The organism is Planctomycetia bacterium (assembly GCA_021413845.1).
GTDB lineage: Bacteria > Planctomycetota > Planctomycetia > Pirellulales > PNKZ01 > PNKZ01.
This window is the reverse complement of the sequence record JAIOPP010000074.1, coordinates 25,473-47,545: the sequence shown is the minus strand read 5'-3', so window position 1 is coordinate 47,545 and position 22,073 is coordinate 25,473. Positions and strand designations below refer to the sequence as shown.

14 protein-coding genes are annotated in these 22,073 nt (G+C 62.3%); 7 read left to right on the top strand and 7 right to left on the bottom strand.

Annotation, left to right across the window (positions count from 1 at the left end):
* Nucleotides 1-17: 17 nt before the first annotated feature.
* Nucleotides 18-2,324, top strand: a complete 2,307-nt coding sequence (locus K8U03_13225; GenBank protein MCE9605851.1) for a hypothetical protein — start codon at nucleotides 18-20, stop codon at nucleotides 2,322-2,324.
* A gap of 90 nt (nucleotides 2,325-2,414) precedes the next feature.
* Here the strand turns inward: K8U03_13225 and K8U03_13220 are convergent, their stop codons facing one another.
* From K8U03_13220 to K8U03_13190, 7 genes are all read right to left on the bottom strand, one after another.
* Nucleotides 2,415-4,121, bottom strand: coding sequence for a hypothetical protein (locus K8U03_13220; protein ID MCE9605850.1), 1,707 nt, complete (start codon nucleotides 4,119-4,121; stop codon nucleotides 2,415-2,417).
* A 475-nt stretch (nucleotides 4,122-4,596) separates the two neighbouring features.
* Nucleotides 4,597-4,818, bottom strand: coding sequence for a translation initiation factor IF-1 (gene infA, locus K8U03_13215; protein MCE9605849.1), 222 nt, complete (start codon nucleotides 4,816-4,818; stop codon nucleotides 4,597-4,599).
* Between the two features lie 1,182 nt (nucleotides 4,819-6,000).
* On the bottom strand, nucleotides 6,001-6,240 hold the full coding sequence (locus K8U03_13210) for a hypothetical protein (protein MCE9605848.1): 240 nt from the start codon (nucleotides 6,238-6,240) through the stop codon (nucleotides 6,001-6,003).
* A gap of 135 nt (nucleotides 6,241-6,375) precedes the next feature.
* Entirely contained in the window at nucleotides 6,376-7,794 is a 1,419-nt protein-coding gene (locus K8U03_13205; protein MCE9605847.1) for a neutral/alkaline non-lysosomal ceramidase N-terminal domain-containing protein, read from the bottom strand.
* A gap of 97 nt (nucleotides 7,795-7,891) precedes the next feature.
* Entirely contained in the window at nucleotides 7,892-10,978 is a 3,087-nt protein-coding gene (locus K8U03_13200; GenBank protein ID MCE9605846.1) for a c-type cytochrome, read from the bottom strand.
* A gap of 170 nt (nucleotides 10,979-11,148) precedes the next feature.
* The gene (locus tag K8U03_13195; protein MCE9605845.1) at nucleotides 11,149-11,487 is read right to left on the bottom strand and encodes a P-II family nitrogen regulator; all 339 of its coding nucleotides are present in this window, start codon (nucleotides 11,485-11,487) and stop codon (nucleotides 11,149-11,151) included.
* A 201-nt stretch (nucleotides 11,488-11,688) separates the two neighbouring features.
* Nucleotides 11,689-13,146, bottom strand: a complete 1,458-nt coding sequence (locus tag K8U03_13190; GenBank protein ID MCE9605844.1) for an ammonium transporter — start codon at nucleotides 13,144-13,146, stop codon at nucleotides 11,689-11,691.
* 437 nt (nucleotides 13,147-13,583) lie between these two features.
* Here K8U03_13190 and K8U03_13185 point away from each other — a divergent pair, with 437 nt between their 5' ends.
* The 6 genes from K8U03_13185 to K8U03_13160 all read left to right on the top strand — a co-directional run bounded on the left by K8U03_13185 (nucleotide 13,584) and on the right by K8U03_13160 (nucleotide 22,048).
* Nucleotides 13,584-15,464, top strand: coding sequence for a site-specific DNA-methyltransferase (locus K8U03_13185; GenBank protein ID MCE9605843.1), 1,881 nt, complete (start codon nucleotides 13,584-13,586; stop codon nucleotides 15,462-15,464).
* Nucleotides 15,465-15,704: 240 nt separating this feature from the next.
* Nucleotides 15,705-17,156: a hypothetical protein gene (locus tag K8U03_13180; protein ID MCE9605842.1), complete on the top strand. Its 1,452-nt coding sequence runs from the start codon at nucleotides 15,705-15,707 to the stop codon at nucleotides 17,154-17,156.
* A 51-nt stretch (nucleotides 17,157-17,207) separates the two neighbouring features.
* On the top strand, nucleotides 17,208-18,587 hold the full coding sequence (locus tag K8U03_13175; GenBank protein MCE9605841.1) for a sigma-54 dependent transcriptional regulator: 1,380 nt from the start codon (nucleotides 17,208-17,210) through the stop codon (nucleotides 18,585-18,587).
* A gap of 297 nt (nucleotides 18,588-18,884) precedes the next feature.
* Nucleotides 18,885-19,394, top strand: coding sequence for a peptide-methionine (S)-S-oxide reductase MsrA (gene msrA / locus K8U03_13170; protein MCE9605840.1), 510 nt, complete (start codon nucleotides 18,885-18,887; stop codon nucleotides 19,392-19,394).
* A gap of 125 nt (nucleotides 19,395-19,519) precedes the next feature.
* On the top strand, nucleotides 19,520-19,867 hold the full coding sequence (locus tag K8U03_13165; GenBank protein ID MCE9605839.1) for a hypothetical protein: 348 nt from the start codon (nucleotides 19,520-19,522) through the stop codon (nucleotides 19,865-19,867).
* A 96-nt stretch (nucleotides 19,868-19,963) separates the two neighbouring features.
* Nucleotides 19,964-22,048, top strand: coding sequence for a hypothetical protein (locus K8U03_13160; GenBank protein MCE9605838.1), 2,085 nt, complete (start codon nucleotides 19,964-19,966; stop codon nucleotides 22,046-22,048).
* Nucleotides 22,049-22,073: the final 25 nt, after the last annotated feature.

Genomic DNA, 22,073 nt, shown 5'->3' with positions numbered 1-22,073 from the left:
TGCGAACGCGAACGACTATGACCGAAGGAACGATCACGACGCACGCTCCGATTCTCGACCCAGTGGGTGGTTACCCGTTGGTCGTCGGCATGGGCGCGCTGTTGTTGCTGTTGCTTCTGTTGGGGCCGGCGCGCGATCGAACTTCGTCGCGACGGCGACTGACGCTCGTGTTGCTGCGCTTGGGCGTGATCGCGCTGGTGCTCTTGGCGATGCTCCGCCCTTCGCTCTTGGTGCCGAAGATCGAGAAGCGGCCCGACACGGTGCTGCTGATGTTCGACCGTTCGCGCAGCATGGAGACCGACGATCTCGAAGGGAGCAAGTCCCGTTGGCAAGGGGCGGAAGAATTGCTCGCGGAGTTGAACGACGTCGTCGGCGAAACGGAAGAGGATTTGATCTATCAGGTCTACGGCTTCGATGCCGACGCGCGACGCCTGGAACCGAAAGCAGGAAAGTACGCGTTCGAGGGAGTTCCCGCCGGCGAAGAATCGGCGCTGGGCTCGAGCATGGAGCAAGCGTTGCGACCGGAAGCCGGCAAGCGTTTGGGAGCGATGTTTCTCATCACCGATGGCGCACAGCGAACGCTCACCGCCGATCCGCTGTTGCCGGAAGTGCCCGTGAAGCAGTGGCTCGCCGATCGGGGCTTTCCGCTCTTCACGGTTCCGCTCGGCAAGGAGCGCGCGGCGGGCCAAGCGCGCGACATCGAAGTGCGCAACTTGCTGACGAGCGAACCGGTGTTCGTGAAGAATCCGTTGACGGTCGAAGGGACGGCGCTTGTCGAAGGGTTCGAGAATCAACCGGTCGAAGTGCAGTTGCTCGTCGAGACCGCTCCCGGCAGCGGCAAGATGGAAGCGGTCGGAACGAAGCGCATTCAGGGCTCGCGCGAAGCGAGCGAACTCGGCGAGCGCCTCACGTTCGACTACACGCCGACCGTGCCGGGCGAATATAAAGTGACGCTGCGCGCCGCCGTGCAACCGGGCGAGCTGAAGACCACGAACAACGAAGTGACGACGTTCGTCACCGTGTTCGGCGAAGGTTTGAACGTGCTCTATCTCGAAGGGACGGCGCGCGTCGAGCAGACGTTCATTCGCCGTTCGCTCGACGCTTCGCCCGATATTCACGTCGACTACGTGGAGCTGAACGCCGAGCGCCAGGATGCGCGACCGACCGATCTGGCGAAACGTTTTGCGCCGGGCACGTACGACGTTTATATCTTCGGCGACGTCGACTCGACCGCCTTCCGGCCGGAAGAACTTGCGGCGCTCGTCACGGCCGTGCGGCGCGGAGCGGGCTTCGCCATGCTCGGCGGCATTCATAGCTTCGGTGCCGGAGGATACGGCGCGACGCCGCTCGCCGAGATCATGCCGATCAAATTCGACCGCTTGGAGCGCCAGAACTTTCGCGAAGACGTTCGCGGCGACCTGCATCTGACCGGCAAGCTGCGCATCGTGCCGACGCGCGTCGGCCGGACGCAATCGCTGCTGCAGCTCGCGGCCGGCGACTCCGCGAACGAAGAGGCTTGGCGCGCGCTGCCGCCGCTCGAAGGGGCGAACCGTTTCGCGGGCATCGCCGACGGCGCGCTCGTGCTGGCCGTGAGCGACGGACCGGGCGACCCGCAGCCGTTGATCGTGGCGCGAGAGTTCGATCGCGGCCGCGTGGCGGCCATGGCGATCGACTCTACTTGGCGCTGGCGCATGCGTGGCTTCGAGACCGCGCATAAGCGGTTTTGGCGTCGCACGGTGTTGTGGTTGGCGCATAAGGAAGACCAAGCCGGCGAAAACGTTTGGTTGCGGCTCTCACAGCGTTCGTTCAGTCCCGGCGCACAGTTGGAGTTCGCCGTCGGTGCGCAAACGGCCGAAGCGGCACCGATCGCCGATGCGGTCTTCACGCCGATCGTCACGCTGCCCGACGGCACGAAGCTCAAAGCTTCGGTACGGCGTCGCGGAGACGAGACGTTCGGCGAACTGCTGTTGCCCCCCGGCCCGCCGGGAGATTATCTCGTCGAAGTATCGGCGACGGACGCCGCAAAGAAGCCGCTAGGCCGTGCGCAAGCGCGGTTCTATGTCTTCGGTCAGGATCTCGAACTCGACAACCCGAACGCGTATCCCGACATGCTCAAAGCGCTGGCCGAGATGACGCCCGGGGGTCGGTCCATCGGCGTGAAAGACTTCGCCGCAGTGATTCGCGAGTTGCAGAATCGGTCGCTCGATCGCCGGGCGGAAACGCCGGAGTTGCAATCGTTGTGGGACCGGTGGGAGTTTCTGGCGATCTTCGTTTCGTTGCTCGTTGCGGAATGGTTTCTACGGAAGAAGTGGGGCCTAGTTTAACGGCGAAGGTCGCAGCGCGAAAGTGAAAAATAAAGGCCGGCGAGATGCGTATCTCGCCGGCCTTTTCGTTCAACAAACTATCGGCGAACGCTACTTAGCGCCACCCTTTTGACTGGCTTTGACGACCGACTTGCCGAAGGCGGCGATCACACCTTCTTCGATCTCGAAGCGAATCCGCTCGCCGTTCTTAATCAAGAGCGCTTGCAGATTGATGTGGTCGTTCTTCGACTCGGCCAAGGCATCGGCCATGACCTTCACGAGCGGTTGCTCTTCGCCCACTTGTTCGGCCGCCATCTTCATGATCGGGCCGACCTTGAGTTGCAACGTGAGCGGCGTGGTCTTCGACGGCAGGCTCGCCGGTGCGGCCTTCAGCACCAAATCGGTCGCTTCGATCGGATCGTCGCCGATCGCAATCAAGAACGACTTCTTGCCGAACCCGAGCGAGAGCGAAAGCTCATCGGTGCCGAAGAACTTCTCGACGTTCTCGGCCGCTTCTTCGTCTTCGGATTCGGGCAACACGACCGTGTGGAACGAGACGTCTCCCTTTTCTTCGGCGTCGATCTCGACCTTCGGGAAGTTCTCGTCTTTCTTGCCGAGCTCGATCGCTTCCTTCACGATCTTTTCGAGCTTCTTGCCGTCGGCCACGTGAACGCCGAGCACGACCGAAAACGGTCCGTCGCCGGTCACGACGGCGCCGCCGTTGATCTGGCCTTCTTCGATCGTCGCCGCAATGACGTCGATGAAGTCGTTCGCCATCTTCTTCAAGGTCTTTTGTCCTTCTTCGTCCTTCACTTCTTCGGCGATCTTATCCGCGGCCAACTTGCGGCCGTCTTCCAACAGCTTGAGCGTCGTCTTCGCTTCGTCGCCGATGATCGGCGCGTTGATATGGAAGTTGAACACGCGGGCCGCATCGGCCAGGCCCGGTAGCGTGGACGGCTTGGCGCCGTCGGCGGTGCCGTTGAGCTGCTTGGCGAGCGGGCTGCCGTCTTTCATGTCGACTTGAATGTCGAGGTAGGCGCTGCGCGTCTTATCGTCGATCGCGAAGCCGAACGTGTAGCTTTGCAGATCTTGAATCGCTTGCGTCAGGCTCTCGATCGACGATTCGGTAAACGCCTTGCGGAAGGCCTCGGCCGCTTCGTCGTCTTGCGCGGGAGCCTTCTTCATCGCTTGCTCCGCACCGACGCGGATCTGTTGGATCGCCAATTGAATCAGCGGTTCCGGCACGTTGCCGACGTTCAGCTTCACGGCCAAATCGTAGGTCTTCGGCAAGTCGCCGAGCAGCGTCGTCGGATCGGCGGGAACGTCGGTGAGAAAGTCTTTCGAGAGACTCACGAAGACCCAACCTTTGGTCTCGCGCATGGTCAGCGTCGGCCCGCGCTTCGTCTTGAACGAGGAATAGCCTTCGCCCTGGTCTTCGACGTCGGTCACGACGTCTTGCAGTACGTCGAGCAACTTATCGACGTCGTCGACCGGAATGAACAGATAGCCGCTCGGCTTCGACTCTTCGCTGAGGAAGACGGCCGCGCCGATCGGCTTGGTCTTGTCGAGCCCTGCCGCGCCTTGAGCGCGCGTCACGATCGCGAGCAACCCTTCGGCCGCTTGCGCGAGCTCGGGCATGCCTGCGAGTTCGCCGACGAAGCCGACGTCTTTCTTCAGCGCATCGTAGCCGGCGAACGAGACCACCGCGACCGGCTTCGACTCCGCAGCCGTCGCTACGGCCGAAGTTTGCATCGCGCCGAGCGCCAAGAGCGCGAGCGCCGACCACACATACGAGATTCTCTTCACGATTCTCATCACGACGATTCTCCTGGATAAGGTTTCACGGCAACCGATCGGTCCGCGACGAGTATTTCGTCGGCCGGCGGTCGATATTCGCAAGAATTACCGAACTTCGTTTGCACAAGATTTCCGTCGGCAACCATGCCGAGCGAACGCCTGCACACAGCGTCAAGCCGTAAGTCCGTCTTTGTACGAGATTCGCGCGACGTCGACCACTGCAAGTCGCCGCAAAACGGCGCGGAATCGAAGTCGATGCATCGCTCCGGCCGCAACGCTCGCGCAGGCTCGGGCCGGCGTAAATCAAAAGCAAAGAATCAAATCAGTGCCGTACGCAATCGGCAGCGCAGCACGGCGGCGGAAAGAAGTAGCGAAGGCCGCTGCACATCGGCAGCGCGTCTCGTTGCCGACGATCGCATCGGCGAGGTTCGTTGCATGTCGCGCAGCCTTGCGCGAGGAAGAATTCGTTTGTGGGCTCTGAGGTGCGGCGCGCGGCTTAGCGTTCGCGAAACGTAATGCGACCTTTGGTGAGATCGTAGGGGGAAAGTTCGACTTTCACTTTGTCTCCCGGCACGATCCGGATGAAGTTCTTGCGCATCCGGCCGGCGACGTGGGCGATCACTTCGTGGCCCCCTTCGATCGTCACGCGGAAGCGCGTATTGGCGAGGGCCTGCGTGACCACGCCTTCGACTTCCAGACCTTCTTCTTTTTCCGGCATACGAATTCCAATTCCAAGCGCAAGTTTCAAAACATCATTCTAGCGAATCGCCCTAACATGCCGCAAGCAGCCGATTTACCGTTCGCTCGACGATTCCCGCACCTCCTTTTCTCCCCTGCTTCGACGTGGAAAACGGACTAACGGCGCACGAACGAAGCCCCACCGAGCCTCAGGTAATAAGAAAACGGAAAAATCTCGCTAGGCGCAGCGGGGCCCGGCGGCGGCCGGTTTCGGTCGCGAAAAAAGTTCGTGCGTCGTCGCCCGAGTTGGAGCGGGCTTCTTGTCAAACAAGTCTGCGCAGACATTTTCATCCCGCTCCGGCGTGCGAGCCGCTCCGCCCCGCGGCGACGGTCTCGAACCACCCCGGTCGACGACGCACCGGACGACACCCCGCAGCCGTCGCGGCTTCCTCGCCGGCTCGCGCTGGGCGGGATCGCTCCCGCCGTCGTTCGAGCCTTCAAGGAAGTCGCCGCGCATGGTTCGGTCCTTCGCTTTCCCTCTCTCGGTAACGAGAGTGGGTGCCGTCGGCTTCGTCCGAGCCGAGCGGCAGCCAAGGACCGCGACGGAGCGACCGGCGCTCTTCGCGCGCTCGGCGTTCTTCGGGAGCAAGGTCGGACCGTACCTCGCACCCTCGAGCGCCGGCAGATGAAGACCGTTCGTCGCACCCTCGCAGGCCGGGAGAAGACGGACCACCGAGCAAGAGCCCACGCGCCGAGCGATGAGGCTCGGCCCGGTTGCTCCATCTCTGCGGCTCGCAAGCGTCTCCGTTGCACCGACCGGCGCTCGGCGATGAAGCCGAACGCACGACTCGAACCGGCGCGGCCTCGTTGGTCCGCCGCGCCTCGAGCAAAAGTTCCAGCGGTCGATTTCCCTGACCCGTCCGGAGCGACAAGCGGCGCCCGTCGGGCTCGAGTTCACAACGGAGATTCGTCGTCACCGTGAATGATCTTCACGGCGACGTGTCGAAAATCCCCTCGGGATCGGTACGTGTCTCCTCCACGCCCCGCATCATGCCCGGGAGGGAACCGGATTTCAACGGAAGTTCTTGGGCCAGGATTGCGGCTTATTCTTTGCTCCCTTTATACGGGGCGCATAAACTCCGCTGGATTTGCGCGCATCGATCGCCGTGCAAAAGGCCTTGGTTGGTCTTTCGCGGCAATCGCGACATGGCATTTCGGCTATCTAATACCAGGCGCCGCGAATGCATTGTTTCCACCACTCAGGCTTCGCAACGGATTCTTCATGAAAACCGATGTGTTCCGCGGTTACCGCACAACGAACAAAGAATACTCGGTGGTTCGGATGGACGTTGATAACAAGCGGCGAGTTGCATACCGGACATCGCATTTCTGCGAACTCCTCTGCCGAACAACCGGCGATGAGACGTTCACGAATACGATCGATTTCAAAATCGCGATCCATGCTTGCCGTCTTACCACGTGAGGGGGCCAAAATGAACGAATTTATCGGTCTAAGGGAACGCACTCACGTGAAGGGCTTCAAAGCCATTCAGCCCTATAACGTTCGGTAGCGGAGCCAAGCTTACCGCTCGTTCGCCTACCGGCGCTCGCCGCGTACGGCGCGGATGATCGCTTCTTCCAGCATCGGGGCCCAGGGGCTCGGGAGGCCGTAGTAGATCATCGAGGTGGCTCCTTCGTAGCCTCCTTCGGCCAGCACGCGGCGGGAGGGAATGTAGGCCATCACGTCGTTCGAGTAGCCGGCGACCCAGGTGCGCGTCGGGTCGATCGCGGCGGCGCTCGTCTCGGCCGGCGTCCGCTCTTGCTTGATTCGCAGTGCGTAGTCGACGACTACCTCGCCGCCGAGGATCACCCAGCGCGGGCCGTCGCCGAGTTGCCACGTTTCGACTGGGTAGGGATACGTCGGCGCGAGTTTCCCTTCCTTCGCGATGGTCGCCAGCAGGCGCCGCGCGCGGCCTTGCTCGTACTTGTTCCCCTTCGCCGCGGTCGCTTCTAGCTCGGCACTGGTCGGGAGGTGCGCGAGGTCGAGCGAGACTTCTTCGTAGCGCGCGTCGATCGTGCCGGCGATCGGCTTCAACGTGCCCGACGCGAGGACTTTCTCGACCGCTGCCGCGAGTTGCCGGCCGTATTGCTCGGCGTATTCGAGGGTTCGGCGCGGGATCGGGTTTTGATCGGCGCCGCAGCCGGCCCAGAAGAGAGCGACGGTGCCGGGATGCGATGTTTGCAGCGTGCGGTAGGCGTAGCCGGGATAGTCGGCGCACCATTTCTGAAAGCCGAGCGTCGTCGCATGGCAGGCATAGCCGAACACGACGGCCTTCAGCCGGCCGTCGGCTGCGTGCAGCGCGAGGACCGGAACATCGTGATCGATCGGGCCCCGGAGCGTTGCCCCTTGCGCGCGGAGCGCAGGCACTTCCTTCTCTTTGTTCTCGCGGCGGTTGACGGCGAACGTCGCCGTGCCCGAGCCCCAACTGGGGCGCACCGGCGCGAGATCGGCCAGCGCGCGGCCGACGACGTCGACGATCTTATCGAGCAGCACGACTTGGTAATCGGCGACTTGTTTCCATTGCGCGTCGGTCAGGGAATACATCGCCCCGAGGTTCGTGCCGACGACGGGCCCGCAATGCGTGTGCGAGCAGTTGATCGCGATTTGTCGGCGCTCGAGGCCGAACTTCTCGTGCAGTCGGCGGCCGAGCTCGAGCGAGATCGCCCGATCGATGCCGACCAGGTCGAGCGTGATCAAGACGACGCGCGACTTGCGGCCGGCGCTCGAGGCTCCGGCGGCGTCGCTCGACTCCAGCACGACCGCTTTCGCCATCAGCTCGTCTTGCGTCCCTTCGGCCGGCGCGGTGCGAGCGCCGTAGCCCGACATCCACATCGGCTCGGCGGGGGTGATGCTGGTTTCGGCGACTCCGGCCCGCCATGCTTCGGCGGCATTGCCGGAAGCGGCGCTCGCAAAGAGGCTGAAGAACACGAGCGACGTGAGAATCGTGCGATGCATGGCGTCCTCGACAGTGGTGTGAACGATCGAACCGGCAGCGCGAGGCGTATGGCAGCTCCCAACGGGGGCCTGACGGCACCCCGCTCGCCTCGGAGCGTCACTGCAGCTGCATGATGTACGCAATGAGGTCGGCCATCCCTTGCTTGTCGATCTTTTGCTCTAAGCCTTCGGGCATCAGCGAAAGGCCGGTGCCGAGGAGCTCGTCGATGTTCACGCGGAGCACGGTATCGCTCTGGCCTTCGGCCCGTTTGAGCGTCACGGCCGTGGCGCTTTCGGCGGAGATGAGCCCTGTGACGGTTCGGCCGTCGTCGGTGATGAGCATGTAGTTGACGAACTGCGGGTTCACTTCGCGGCTTGGGTCGAGGACGTTCGTGAGGATCGTCTCGGCGCCGCGGGTCTTGATCGTCGAGAGGTTCGGGCCGATTTCGTGGCCGGCCCCTTCGGCCTTATGGCATGCCGTGCAGTTCTTCTTGAAGGTCTCGCGCCCGCGGGCGACGTCGCCCGCAATGGCAAGCGCTTCGCGATACGCGGCGACGACATCAGACCGCCGGCTGGGGCGCATCGCGCCGAGCAATTTCTCGGCGCGAGCCTTGCGCGCGGGGTCGCCGGTGGCGAGCAAGGTTTGCACGCGGGCCGGCGGCAGATCGCCGGCGTTGAACTTGCCGGCCTCGAGCGCGTCGAGCAGCGCGGCGATTCGTTCGGGCCGTGCGAACAGGACTTCGAGTGCGGGCTCTTTGATCGTCGGGCTCAGTTTCGGCCACGCCCCGAGCACGACCTCGGCCACGCCGGCGTCGACGTAGCGACCGAGGACGGCGACCGCACCGAGTTGCACTTCGATCGGTTGGCGGTTGTCGATCAGTTTTATCAGCGTCGGCTGCATTTCGACGAACTTGCCGACGGCGAGTTCGTCGATGGCGGAAATGCGAGCCTTGAGAGGCGCTTCCGAATCGACGGCGATCGCCGAGTTTCGGCTGAGCATCGAGCTTATGATCGTTTTCAGCTTATCGAGTTTTCCGGCGGTCGCCAGTTTGGTGACTTGGCTCGTCGGCTTCTTGAGTCCCGTTATCAGTCCGCGCGCCACGGCGAGCGCCGTATCGGTGCGGCTTGCGGAGATTCCGTTGAATCTTTCGACCACCATCGGTACCGCGATCTCATCGTCTTGCAGTGCGACTTGGGCGACCAGGCGTTCGATCAACGGGCGGATTTGCGGCAGGTCGGCGTAAGCGGCGTTGTCGTCGGAAAGGGTCGCGTCGAGAAAGGCCGGCGCACCGTCACGCATCGAACTGACCAGCGCAAGCGACGCCCATTTGTCGGCGGCGTCGCGTTTCGCAAGCTTGACCGCCGGAAACATGAAAGATACGACCCCTTCGTCGTAACCGCCGAATTCGAAAATCGATCCCAGTGAGAATGCCAGTTGATAGCGAACCTCCGCGTCGCGATCGTCGGCGAGTGCGGCCAAGCGACTCAAAAGTCCGCTCTTAGGCGAGTTGATAAACCGTTCCGCAAGACGCACGGCGTGCTTGCGAACTTGCGGATGCCGATCGTCGAATGCCGCGGCGATCAGCGATTCATTCAGAGCCCGGAGCCCGTCGAGTGCATAGAGTGCGTGCATCCGGCCGAGCGGCGACTTCGATTCGGCCGCGAGTTTCTTCAGCGGCTCGATCGCCGATTTATCTTGCCGCGTGTAGAGCAAGCGGGCGGCTGTTTCGCGGTGCCAGGCGTTGGGGTGTTCCAGTAGGGCGACGAGCTCGGCGGTCGTGGCGCTGCCGAGCTTCGGCGTCGGGCGTTGTTGGAATCCTTTCTCGGGGATCACGCGGTAGAGGCGTCCGCGATCGCGGCCGGCCGTGAGGTCAAGGTGTTGCTTGATCATCGGCGGGATGCTCGCCGGGTGCTCGATCACTTCGCGGTAGACGTCCATGATGTAGAGCGCGCCGTCGGGCCCGTTGGCATACTGCGCCGGGCGAAACCAAACGTCGGTCGAAGCGACGAACTCACTTTTGTCGTCGATGCGGCGGGCGATGAACTCGAGGCCGTTCGGTTCGAGCCGCTTGCGATGAACGAGGTTGCTGCCGACATCGCCGACGATCGCGATCCCCTTCCATTCGTCGGGAAACGCATCGCCGCGATAGATCGTCACGCCGCCGGCGCCGGTGAAGTAGCCCGCCGGCCGACCTCCTCCTTCGACCATGCCTTTCACGGCTCCGGAGACCCGCAACTGGGTGCGAATGATGCGCCACGGCTCCACCGGGCTCTTGCGAAACACTTCGGCTTGCGGGCCATCGGCGGCGATGCTCACGCGCGCATCCGGGGCCGAGAGAAACGGATTGCGCGCGACGTACCGATCTTCGTACATCACTTGCTGAATGTGGTTCGAGTTCGACGAGACGAACTTCCGGCCCCAGTCGTCGAACGACATCCCGTGTTGCGACGCGCCGCTCGTGAGCTCGAAGTCGTAGGTGTTGGGGTTGAACGCGATGTCGCGGCCGCGCACGTTCACGGTCTTCGCCGTCTTGGGGTCGATGCCCGGGCCGGCCTTGCGCACATCGCCGCCGGTGCTGCTCGTCGCCAGATGGATCTTGTTGTCGAGGCCCCAGCGGAAGCAGTTGAGCAGGCCTTGCACGTTGGAGTTGCCGAAGCCGGTGTAGACGTGCTTCTTCACGTCGGCTTTTCCGTCGCCGTCGGTGTCTTTGAAGTAGAAGACGTCGGGAGCATCGCCGACGAAGAGGCCGCCGTCGTAGCAGAAGACCGCGGTCGGCCAGAGGAGCTTATCGGCGAAGACGGTGCTCTTGTCGAACCGGCCGTCGCCGTCGACGTCTTCGAGCATGCTGACCCGGCTCAGGCTCTCGTCGCGGTTCTCGCTGTAGCCGCGCATCTCGCACACGAACAACCGGCCGTTCTCGTCCCATTCCATCGCGACGGGACTATTCACCAGCGGCTCGGCGGCCACCTGCTCGATCTTAAAGCCCGGCGCTACGGTAAACGTTTTCAGCGCGTCGGCCGGCTCGGTCGGAGCGATGCGCGGCAACTGCGACTTGAAATCTTGCTTGAGCAGGTCTTCTTTCGACGGCGTGGCTACGGCGGTCTGCGGCTCAACGGCGTTAAGGCGCACCGTAAGCAAAGCGATTCCGGCGAGAAGTCCGGCGAGCGATACAAACGTATAGACACGGTGAATGCGCAGGGGCATGACGAATCTCTCTGAGGCGAGCGGCCGGTGTAAACCGGCCGTTGGAAGCGCGACATACGCATCGCGGCAGGGCGGCGGGTGGATGCACTTAGCCTAAGCGGCCGCGCAGCCGGTCGCAACGGGTTTTGCCCCGTCGCCGCGAGGAATGTTCGAGCCGATGCGCGCGAGGCTCAGATCGCTTCTTCGCCGGTCTCGCCGGTACGGATGCGGATGACTTCTTCCAGATCGCTGACGAAGATCTTGCCGTCGCCGATCTGGCCCGTCTGTGCGGTGCGCAGGATCGTATCGAGGACCGAGCGCAACTTGTCTTCGGCGACGACGAGCTCGACTTTCACTTTCGGCACGAAGTCGACGGCGTACTCGGTGCCGCGGTACATCTCCGTGTGCCCCTTTTGCCGGCCGAAGCCGCGGACCTCGGTGATCGTCATCCCTTGCACGCCGTCGGCCGTGAGCGCGTTCTTCACTTCTTCCAACCGAAAATGACGAATGATCGCTTCGATTTTCTTCATAGCTGGGTTTCCGTCGACGGTGCGTCCGAGCGAGGTCGGGCCGGTGCTGGAGCCGGTACTAAGACCGGTGGCGAGATCATAAGAAACAGAGGCCCGACCGGTCTACCGAATCTACTCTCAATTCGAGCAGACCGGTCGGGGAATGCAAGCCGGCGGCGCAAGAACACCGACGGCGAAGCTGATTCTGCGGAAGCAGCCGAACTACGAGAGGAACAGGTATCCCTCTTCGCCGTGTTGGCTGTAGTCCAGCCCTTGGCCTTCGTCGACTTGCGTGGCGCGGAGCCCCATCGTGAGGTCGAGCACCTTGAGCAAGACGAACGACACGGCGACCGAATAGACGATCGTCACGCCGGCCGCGGCGATTTGCGGAACCAACAGCGGGCCCCCTTCGAGCAAGCCGAGTTCGCTCCCGCCCGACACGATGGGATCGGTAACGACGCGGGTCGCGAAGACGCCGGTAAGAATGGCTCCGAGCGTGCCGCCGACGCCGTGCACGCCGAACGCGTCGAGCGAGTCGTCGTACTTGAACTTGCGCTTCAACGACGTACAAGCGACGTAGCAGACGCAACCGGCGAGCAGGCCCATGATGATGGCCGACATCGGCTGCACGAAGCCCGCCGCCGGGGTGATGACGACGAGCCCGGCTACGGCACCGGAGCACGCTCCGAGGACGGTGGGCTTGCCGTGGAAGATCCATTCCAAGGTCGGCCAAGCAAGCGTTCCGGCGGCGGCGGCGAAATGCGTGGCGACGAACGCGCTGGCGGCCAAGTCGCCGGCCGAGAGCGCGCTACCGGCATTGAAGCCGAACCACCCGACCCAAAGCATCGCCGCGCCGAGCACGGTGTAAGTAAGGTTGTGCGGAGGCATCGCTTCTTGGCCGTAGCCGAGACGCTTGCCGAGCACGACGGCGCAGAGGAGCGCCGTTATGCCGGAGCTGATATGCACGACCGTTCCGCCGGCGAAGTCGAGCGCGCCGGTTTTGAACGTGCCGAACACCGCATGAGGGCTGCCGAAGGCGAGGATCCCGCCGTCCCACACCCAATGGCAGAGAGGGCAATAGACGAACGTCCCCCAGAGGACGCTGAAGACGACGAACGTGCTGAACTTCATCCGTTCGGCGAACGCTCCGCAAATCAGCGCCGGCGTGATGATGAAGAACATCCCTTGATAAACCATATGGGTCAGGCGCGGGATCGCACCTTCCATCGGATAGCTCGGCTTGCCGTCGGCGCCTAAGGTCGGCTGCACCCCTTTCATCAACAGATACTCGCCGGTGCCGATCCAACGGCTGTAGCCGGTCTTTTCGACATCCTCGGGCGTGCCGCCGCTGCCGCCGAAGCAGAGCGAGTAGCCGTAGGTAGCCCAGATGATCGTCATCAGGCCCATGAGAAACACGCACTGCATCATCACGCCGAGTACGTTCTTCTTACGGACCAAGCCGCTGTAGAACATCGCGAGGCCCGGCGCGGTCATGAAGAGGACGAGCGCTGCGGAAGTGAGCATCCAGGCGTGGTCGCCGTGGTCGAACGAGGCCGCGGCCGGCTCGGCGGCAACGGGTTCGCTTGCCGGAGCGGCCGGCGCTTGCGCCGGTGCCGAGGCCGATAAGCAAGTTGCGAGAAGCAAAGCAGCCCAGGCCGCGGCGCTAAGGAGTCGATTCATGGTCGAAAGGTTCCTGGTAGAATCAAAAGCGAAGAAGAAGTGTTAGGAAAGAGAAGCACTCATCGAGCGCGCCGAGATGAATAAGAAGGCTCCAAGTTAGTCGTTGATTTTGAATCGGTAAAGAGTCGGCCGAGGTAAACGTCGCAAACTGTTTTTCAGCGATGTTTCGCTTGCGCGTCAGCGGAAAACTCGCAAAACACCTCGCACGCATCGGCAGGTGAAACGGGACGCATTCGCGCTCGCTACGAACATTCTTTCCACGACGGCCCGACCTGGGCGAAGGTGCCGGTCGGACGACGAACCGGTTATTTCGGCGGTGCGACGAAGATTCGACCTCGCGGCGCCGTTCCACGTTACGCACCGCTTGCGCTCGCGCTCCGCTTGCGCTAAAATCCTGTGCTTCGCACGTCGACTCCACTTAACCGATAGAAGCCCACATGTCAGCCGATTTCCTCAATCGAATTCATCTCGGCGATTGCGTCGCAGGCCTGAACGCGCTTCCGGCCGAGATCGTCGACTTGGCGTTCGCCGATCCTCCGTTCAACATCGGCTACAAGTACGACGTCTACGACGATCGCCGCGAGCATGAGCACTATTTGGATTGGTCGCGCGGTTGGATCGCGGCCGTGCATCGCGTGCTGAAACCGAACGGCACGTTCTGGCTGGCGATCGGCGACGAGTATGCCGCCGAGCTTAAGCTGATGAGCCAAGAGCTCGGCTTTCATACGCGCAGTTGGGTCGTCTGGTACTACACGTTCGGCGTCAATTGCAAGAACAAGTTCACGCGCTCGCACGCGCACCTGTTCTACTTCGTGAAGAACCCGACCTCGTTTACGTTTCGCGGCGATGCGCCGGAGAATCGGATCCCGTCGGCGCGACAACTGGTTTACAACGATACCCGCGCGAACCCCAAAGGGCGGCTGCCGGACGACACCTGGATTCTGCGTCCGCAGGATCTCACCGATTGCTTTCAAGCCGAAGAAGATACGTGGTACTTCCCGCGCGTCGCCGGCACCTTCAAAGAACGGGCCGGCTTCCACGGTTGCCAAATGCCCGAGCAACTGTTGGGGCGCATCGTGCGGAGTTGCTCGCACGAAGGAGATTTAGTCCTCGATCCCTTCTCGGGGAGCGCGACGACCTTAGTGACGGCGAAGAAACTCGGCCGCGATTTTATCGGCTTCGAGCTCTCGCCCGACTATGCCGAGCGCGGCGGACGACGGGTGGAAGAAGCAGTCGTCGGAGCGCCGCTGGTAGGATCGGCCGACCCGACACGAAGCGCCCCGCGCACCCCGGGGCTGGCGCCGGCGGAAGCTGCTGAGGAAGTCGTCTCGGTAACAGATGAGGCGATCGTCGAAGTCGCACAACCGGTCGAACCCGCTGCGGAAATCGTCGCTCCCGAGATCGCTGCTCCCGAAGTCGCCGAGCCGGAAGCGTTGCCGGTCGTCGTAGCGAACGGGGAAGCGGAGTTGATCGAACACGATCCGCAGCGGAACCTCGTCGAAGCATTTCGTCGCGCTTGCCATGGCTACTCGCCCGATCGGGTCATGGCCGATCCGAAACTACAGGCAGCGTTCGTCGAGCATTGTCGGGCCTTGCATGTGCCGGGCGACGTGCGCTCGTGGAACGCGACATTGTTTCGCTTGCGGAAGGCCGGCAAGCTCAAGGGCGTACCGACGACCATGCCGACGGAGCTGGCTTGGAGCGCGTGCGAGCCGTTTGCCTTCGGTGCTGAGATCGGGGTCGCGAAGATGTCGGCCGCGCATCCGCAGGTCGGCATCGATGAATTGCTCTGCGATCCTGCGCTGGCGGCCGAGTTCGACAACGTCGCCATGAAGTTCGGCGGCAGTAAGAAGGCGTTCGAGTATCGTTGGACCGCGCTCAAGCTTCGCAAAGAAGCAAAGCAGCTGCGCGTGCGGGCCGAGCAATTGAAGAAAACGGAGCCCGAGTTCGCGACCCCGCTGCGCGTGGCAGGCAAGCGCTGGGAGAAAGGGATTCCGGAAGCGCCCGGCTTGTATCTCATTCTGAATGCCGAAGGAGAGCGACTCTATATCGGCGCGACGACCGATCTGCGCGCCCGGCTCGTCAAGCAATTGGCTTCCGCGCGGCTCCGCCTCTACGACCGCTCGGGCGATATTCGAGTCGCCCTGTGGCCGATCGAGCGCCCGTTTACCGACCTCTTAGCGCTGCAATACCGAGTCGTCGGCGAATCGCATGCGAGGCTGAATCGACCATTGCCGAGAGAACCGGAACCGGCTCCGCTCGACGCGACGAAGCCGAGCGCGAAGGCTCGTCCTCGTCGTGAAAAACTGCTGGTTTAAGCCGTCGGTTAGGACGTCTCTCCGATAAGTTCGGTCTCGTAGATTCGGTGCGACAAATTGACGCACTTCGAGCGGTATTGCGCCCATTTCCCCATGTTAGGCGGTACTCCGATTGCGGATCGAGCCGACAATAAAACATAATGCGGTCGACCGCACTTCTTATTCGCAAGCGGGTGCGAGCTTGGTCATGTTCACCGCGATTACGCAGCCGTTGATTAATTCGCATGGGAGAGCTTCGGTATGTCGCATGCGGACGGTTTGCATCGCGATAGCCGGTTTCCCAGCCGCCGCCAGCCGTGGATGCTCGCCGCTTACGCTTCGTTTGGGTTAGCGCTGCTGACGGTGCTGGCGATCGCCGCTTGGGGCGCGAGTGTCGATTTCGAAGAGGCCCGCGTCAGCTTGCTGCAGGAAAAAGTCAACACGCTCCGCACGCATGGCGTCCGCTCGGTCTTAAGAATTCATGAGATCATGAATTCAGAGAATGAACCCGGCAAGCTCGACTCACCGAAGTTGAAGCAGTTTCTCCATGCGCAATGGATCCGCGCGATTCAAGGCGACCCTTCCCGGATCTACGCCGCGTTGACCGATGTCGACGGGCGCATTCTCGTGCATCATCTGCAAAAGCTCGAGGGAGGAAAACTCGACGGCTCTTGGTATCGGCAACGGGTTCCGATCGCCGGCGACGACGTCGTCGAAACGACCGATCCTCGCCTCACGGGGGGCGACACGGCGCTCGATATTATGATTCCGATTTTTCAAGACGCCGCGGAAATCGGGACCTACCATTCCGGTTTCAACTTGAAATGGTTCGAGCAAGAGCTCGCCTTGAAACGCCGCGCCACGACCTATCGCTGGTCTGTCGCGTTTCTCATTATCTCGGCCGTCGTGCTCCTTGCCGGCTTCTCCCTCTTTCAAATCGCGAAGCGCCTTTCCAGCTTGCAAAGTGCGGTCGCGATGGGGCATGTCCGTCGCCTCGCCGATCTGGGCCAACTTGCCGGCGGCATCGCGCATGAAATTCGCAACCCGCTCAATGCGATTCGCTTGAATCTGCATGTGATTCAAAAACTATCCAACGCCGGAAATGCCGGCGATCAAGGGGACCAGCCGGGCGTCATCGAAGAGACCGTTCATGAGATCGATCGAGTCGACGGTCTGCTGCGAACGATGCTGGAATATGCTCGGCCCGAGCAAGCGCACCAGGAGCTCATCGACGTGTCGACGGAGCTCCGCTCGGTCGTCGGCTTTCTCACTCCGCTCTTGCAGCGCGATCGGATCGACTTCTCGCTCGCCGGCGATTCCGATGCCTTCCGCACCAAAATCGATCGGGGTCGCTTTCGCCAAATAGGGCTGAACTTGTTGAAGAACGCGATGGAAGCGGTCGGGCCCGAGGGGCGCATCGCGGTCGACCTGCAGCGCTCCGGCGATTGGCTGACGCTCACTGTGAGCGACACGGGCGTCGGGCTGCCGACGGCCGAAGCCGAGCGCATTTTCGATCCGTTCTTTTCGACCAAGGAACTCGGGACCGGTCTCGGCCTGACGCTGGTCAAACGCTACGTCGAAGAAGCCGGCGGCAAGATCACGGCCCGCCGCGGCAATCCGCGCGGCGCGGTATTTCAAGTCGAGCTGCCGTTGGTGAAGTCCTCGAAACAAGTCGCCGCTTCGGTTTCATCGTCGGCAATGGCATTGTCGTAAACGGCTCTCCCTCCTCGACGCACACCATCGCATTATCATCGAATCGGACGTATGGAAGATCATCACGCGAAGCACCGAATCTTGGTCGTCGAAGATGGGCCGGGCGAGCGCGAAGCGCTGGCCCGCGTGCTCAAGCTCGAAGGCTATGAAGTCCTCACGGCGCACAACCCGGACCACGCGCTGACGTTGCTCGATGAGCCCGTCTCGCTCGTCGTTACCGACCTGAAAATGGGTGCGCGAAACGGTTTGGATCTGATGCGCACGTGGCGCGGCCGCCGTCCCTCGACCCCCTTCATCGTCGTGACCGCCTACGGCGACGTCGACTCCGCCGTGAGCGCCATGAAGCTCGGCGCAACCGATTTTCTGACGAAGCCGATCGACCCTCCGAAGCTGCTCGACCTGATTCGCGAATGCCTCCTCGCGGAAGCCGCCGATAAAAGTTCTTCCACCGCTCGGGCCGTCGACGTCGCCCACGGAGTCGAACGGTTGATCGGCGTGTCGACCGGCATCGAGCGCGTGCGGCAGCAAGTGCGCCGCGTCGCCCCGAGCGATTCGATCGTCCTCATCGTCGGTGAGCCCGGCACCGGCAAGGAATTGGTCGCCGAAGCGCTCCATGCGCATAGCACCCGTGCCGCGAAGCCGTTCGTCGTGATCGATCTCGCCGCCGTGCCCGAGGCGCTCATCGACAGCGAACTTTTCGGGCACGTTCAAGGGGCGTTCCACGGCGCCACGGCCGATCGCATCGGGCGGTTCGAAGCGGCCGACGGCGGCACGTTGTTCATCGACGAAGTCGGCGGCTTCCCGTTGCCGTCGCAGGCCAAGTTGTTGCGCGCTCTCGAAACGCAGATCGTGCAACGGGTCGGCAGCAGCGAAGATCGCATGGTCAACGCCCGGCTCATCGCGGCGTCGAGCAACAACCTGCGCAAGATGGTGCAAGAGAAACGCTTTCGCGAAGAGCTGTTCCAGCGACTGAACGTCGTCACGATCGAGATGCCGCCGCTGCGCGAACGGCGCGAAGACATCCCGCTGCTCGTGCATCACTTGGCGTCCCGCTTCGCGTCGGGCATTCAAAAGCCCCTGCCGAAGCTGACTGCCGAGCTGCACGGCTTTCTCATCAGCTACGATTGGCCCGGAAACGTGCGCGAGCTGCGCAACTGTCTGGAGAGCATGATCGTGCTGTCGGCATCGCAAGAACTGACGCTGCACGACCTGCCGGCGAACATCGCCGGAATACGACCGGAAGGTGCGGTCGCCGAACCGGCCGACGAAAGCTCGGCGGCCGACGATCTGCAACTTTCGCGGCTCGAAAAATCGGTGATTTTGCAGACTCTGAAACGGATGGAAGGGAACCGAACTCGGGCCGCCGAGGCCCTCGGCATCTCCGTCCGCACATTGCAACGCCGCCTGAAAGGGTGGACCGGCGAGGTCTGAGCCTGCCGCGAATTCGATTTTCGACGGCATGGCGATCGACATAGCGACGTCGGCGCCGACCCCGCTATAATAGATTCCGTCGTACGAACGGTTTCTAAGCAGCTTGCGTAGATGGGAAGTGTCGCCATGACGAACCGATTTATCGTCGTCGCCACCGTGCTCGCAATGGGCGTGTTGTCGGCTGTTGCAGCGGGGGCTCTGTACTACGCCGGCAACATTCCTCCGACCGTGTTTGGTGAACCGTGCGCCGAGCCGATCGATTCGATCCAAAAGAACGCCCCGCAGGAGACGAAGAAAATGATTACCTCGAAGATCGCCGAATCGAAGAGCGGCAAAGTCGAACAAGCGACCTTCGGCGCCGGATGTTTCTGGGGTGTTGAGTCGACGTTCCGCGCTCTCCCCGGCGTGTTGAGCACTTCCGTCGGCTACTCCGGCGGGCAGACGGATAACCCGACCTACGAAGACGTTTGCACTTCGGCGACCGGCCACGCCGAGGTGGTACAGGTCGAGTTCGATCCCGAGCAGGTGTCCTACGCGCAATTGCTCGACATCTTCTTTAAGAACCACAACCCGACGACGCTCAATAGCCAAGGCCCCGACTTCGGTACGCAATACCGTTCCGTCGTGTTTGCCCATAGCGACGCGCAACGCCTCGCCGCCGAAGAAGCGAAGCAACGTTTGGACGATAGCAAGCGCTGGGGCCGACCGGTCGTCACGCAGATCGTGCCGTTCGTGAAGTATTACCCGGCCGAAGGCTACCATCAGCAGTACAACGAAAAGCGCGGCAAGACCAGCTGCCACCTGTGATAGCGTCGGTGCGAGCGGCTGATGTTCTTGCACGCTCGCATATGCCTGCCGGCGCGAAGCGACCTTGCTCGCCGCACCCGGCTTAGGTACAAGCCCCGGAAGACTTCGCACTTCCAGGGTGAACCATGTCGACGCGCCGTACCTTCTTCGCTCGTTGCGCCCTGCTGTCGGCGGTCGTCTTATCGGGCTTCGCGCATGCGGCTCGTCTGATTGCCGAGCCCCCGACGCTCGGCAAAGGGCTTTCTCCATCGTTCACGTTCAAGCAACAGCTGGAGAAGGGGCTGAAGGCTCGTCGCCCGAGCGATTTCACGTTCATTCAGACAGTGGTCGCGAACATCGACAACGGTTCGATCCCGCAGAAAATGGTGAACGAGACATTCGACTATGCGCGCTCGCAGAGCTCGCATTATCCGTTCATTTATTTCCAATTCGCGATCCGCAAGCGCGCCGCGAAGCTCGGCGTTACGCTTTAGTCCTCCGTTTTGCTCCGGCCGATTGCTCTGGCCCCCGGTCTGCGGTAGTTTCACGGTCTCGCGCTTTGCCGGAATCGTGAACTGGAGCCTCTGCCGATGTCTCGCCGCTTTCCCTTCGCCGCCGCACCGTTGTCGTCGCTGCTCGGCATTTTCTGCCTGCTGGTTGCCTCGCCGGCGAATGTTCGTGCCGATGGTCCGACCGACAACAAGCCTGCCGATGTGCGGCGCATTCCGAAGCTCGGCGTCGAGTTGCCGGCCGCAACGAAAGCGGAGCTCGAAGCCGGCTTGAAGGAGCTCGACGACGCACTCGCGCCCCTCTTGAAATCGAAAGAACCGCGCGTGCTCGAGCTCTTGCCCGACGTGCGCATCTATCGCGAAGCGGTCGCCGCGGCACTCACCTATCAAGAGTTCTTCGACCTCAAGGAAACCGCCGCGGCGCTCGAACTTCTCGCCGAAGGGAAGCAGCGCGCCACGGACCTCGCCGCAGGGCGCGCTCCGTGGACGACGCAGACCGGCCTCGTCGTTCGCGGCTACGTCTCGAAGATCGATCATTCCGTGCAACCGTACGGCCTAGTGATACCGTCGAGCTACGTGCCGGGCCCTTATCGCTATCGGCTCGACTTCTGGTTCCATGGCCGAGGCGAAACGCTGAGCGAGGTCAACTTCCTCCAAGATCGCCGCAAGAAAGTCGGCACGTTCGCGCCGGAAGATACGATCGTCCTGCATCCTTATGGTCGCTACTCGAACGCCAACAAGTTTGCCGGCGAAACAGACGTCTTCGAAGCGCTCGAGAGCGTGAAGAAGCACTACAAGATCAACGACGACCTGATCAGCGTGCGCGGCTTCTCGATGGGGGGCGCATCGACATGGCATCTCGCCGTCCACTACCCGACGTTATGGGTCGCGGCGAATCCCGGCGCCGGCTTCAGCGAAACGCCTGATTTCTTGGCGAAGTTTCAAAACGAAAAGATCAACCCGACCGTGTATCAGCAAAGCCTGCTGCATCTGTACGACTGTCCCGATTGGGCCGTGAATCTTTATCTTTGCCCGACCGTGGCCTACAGCGGCGAGAACGACAAGCAGAAGCAAGCGGCCGACATCATGGCTGCGGCGCTCGCCGAAGAAGGCTTGGAGCTCACCCACATCATCGGCCCGAAGACCGGCCACTCCTTTGAGCCTAAGGCGCGCGACGAAATCGAACGCCGCATGACGAGCATTCTCAGGAGCCCGAAAGACGCCCTTCCCGTAACCGGCGCGTTCGTCACTTACACGCTCAAATACAACGTCGCCGGACAGTACGCGATCGACGCCGTCGGGCGGCATTGGGAGCCCGCTCGCTTGGAGTGGAACGAGTACACCGTTTCGACGTCGAACGTCACGGCCTTCACGGTCGACTATCCGCCCGGCGCGCTCTTGAGCACGGCCTTCGATCAACCGATCGAGCTCGAAGTCGACGGGCAAACGATCGCCGGGCCGGGCTTGCAGAGCGACCGTGGTTGCCGGATGCAGTTGCACAAGGTCGGAGAAGATTGGAAGCTCGGGCCGGCCCCCGTCGAAGGGCTCGTCAAACGCCACGACCTGCAAGGACCGATCGACGACGCCTTCATGGACTCCTTCATCTTCGTCCGCCCGAGCGGTAAATGCCGGAGCGAGTTGGTCGACGCCTGGAGCAAAGCCGAGCTTGAACGAGCGATCGAACATTGGCGCCGCCACTTTCGCGGACAGGCCCGTGTGAAGCTCGACAAAGAGATCACCGACGCCGACATCGCCGGCGCGAATCTCGTTCTCTGGGGCGACGACCAAGCCAACTCCGTGTGGGCCCGCATCGCCGATAAGTTGCCTCTGAAATACTCCGGCGACTCGCTCGTCGTCGGCTCCGGCGAAGTCGAAAGCAAGTTCGCGGCCGAGCATCACGCGCCGATTCTGATCTACCCGAACCCGTTGAACCCGAACCGTTACGTGGTGACGAACAGCTCGTTCACGTTTCGCGAATACGCTTATTTGAACAATGCCCGCCAGGTGCCGATGCTGCCCGATTGGGCGGTCGTCGATCTTCGTCAGAAGCCCGATCCGGTTCTGCCGGGGAAGATCGCGGCGGCCGATTTCTTCGGCGAGCGGTGGGAAGTCCGCCCGAAAGACGAGCCGCCGGCGGCCCCGGCCAAGACGGCTGCGGCACGATAACACTTCGGCGGAGTCGCTTCGCGCT

Excerpts from the sequence above, each read along its gene's own strand:
- msrA (MCE9605840.1), top strand. The coding sequence starts at position 18,885 with ATGATTACCTCGAAGATCGCCGAATCGAAGAGCGGCAAAGTCGAACAA.
- K8U03_13205 (MCE9605847.1), bottom strand. The coding sequence starts at position 7,794 with ATGCATCGCACGATTCTCACGTCGCTCGTGTTCTTCAGCCTCTTTGCG.
- K8U03_13185 (MCE9605843.1), top strand. The coding sequence starts at position 13,584 with ATGTCAGCCGATTTCCTCAATCGAATTCATCTCGGCGATTGCGTCGCA.
- K8U03_13190 (MCE9605844.1), bottom strand. The coding sequence starts at position 13,146 with ATGAATCGACTCCTTAGCGCCGCGGCCTGGGCTGCTTTGCTTCTCGCA.
- K8U03_13175 (MCE9605841.1), top strand. The coding sequence starts at position 17,208 with ATGGAAGATCATCACGCGAAGCACCGAATCTTGGTCGTCGAAGATGGG.
- infA (MCE9605849.1), bottom strand. The coding sequence starts at position 4,818 with ATGCCGGAAAAAGAAGAAGGTCTGGAAGTCGAAGGCGTGGTCACGCAG.
- K8U03_13195 (MCE9605845.1), bottom strand. The coding sequence starts at position 11,487 with ATGAAGAAAATCGAAGCGATCATTCGTCATTTTCGGTTGGAAGAAGTG.
- K8U03_13225 (MCE9605851.1), top strand. The coding sequence starts at position 18 with ATGACCGAAGGAACGATCACGACGCACGCTCCGATTCTCGACCCAGTG.
- K8U03_13180 (MCE9605842.1), top strand. The coding sequence starts at position 15,705 with ATGTCGCATGCGGACGGTTTGCATCGCGATAGCCGGTTTCCCAGCCGC.
- K8U03_13160 (MCE9605838.1), top strand. The coding sequence starts at position 19,964 with ATGTCTCGCCGCTTTCCCTTCGCCGCCGCACCGTTGTCGTCGCTGCTC.
- K8U03_13200 (MCE9605846.1), bottom strand. The coding sequence starts at position 10,978 with ATGCCCCTGCGCATTCACCGTGTCTATACGTTTGTATCGCTCGCCGGA.
- K8U03_13165 (MCE9605839.1), top strand. The coding sequence starts at position 19,520 with ATGTCGACGCGCCGTACCTTCTTCGCTCGTTGCGCCCTGCTGTCGGCG.
- K8U03_13210 (MCE9605848.1), bottom strand. The coding sequence starts at position 6,240 with ATGGATCGCGATTTTGAAATCGATCGTATTCGTGAACGTCTCATCGCC.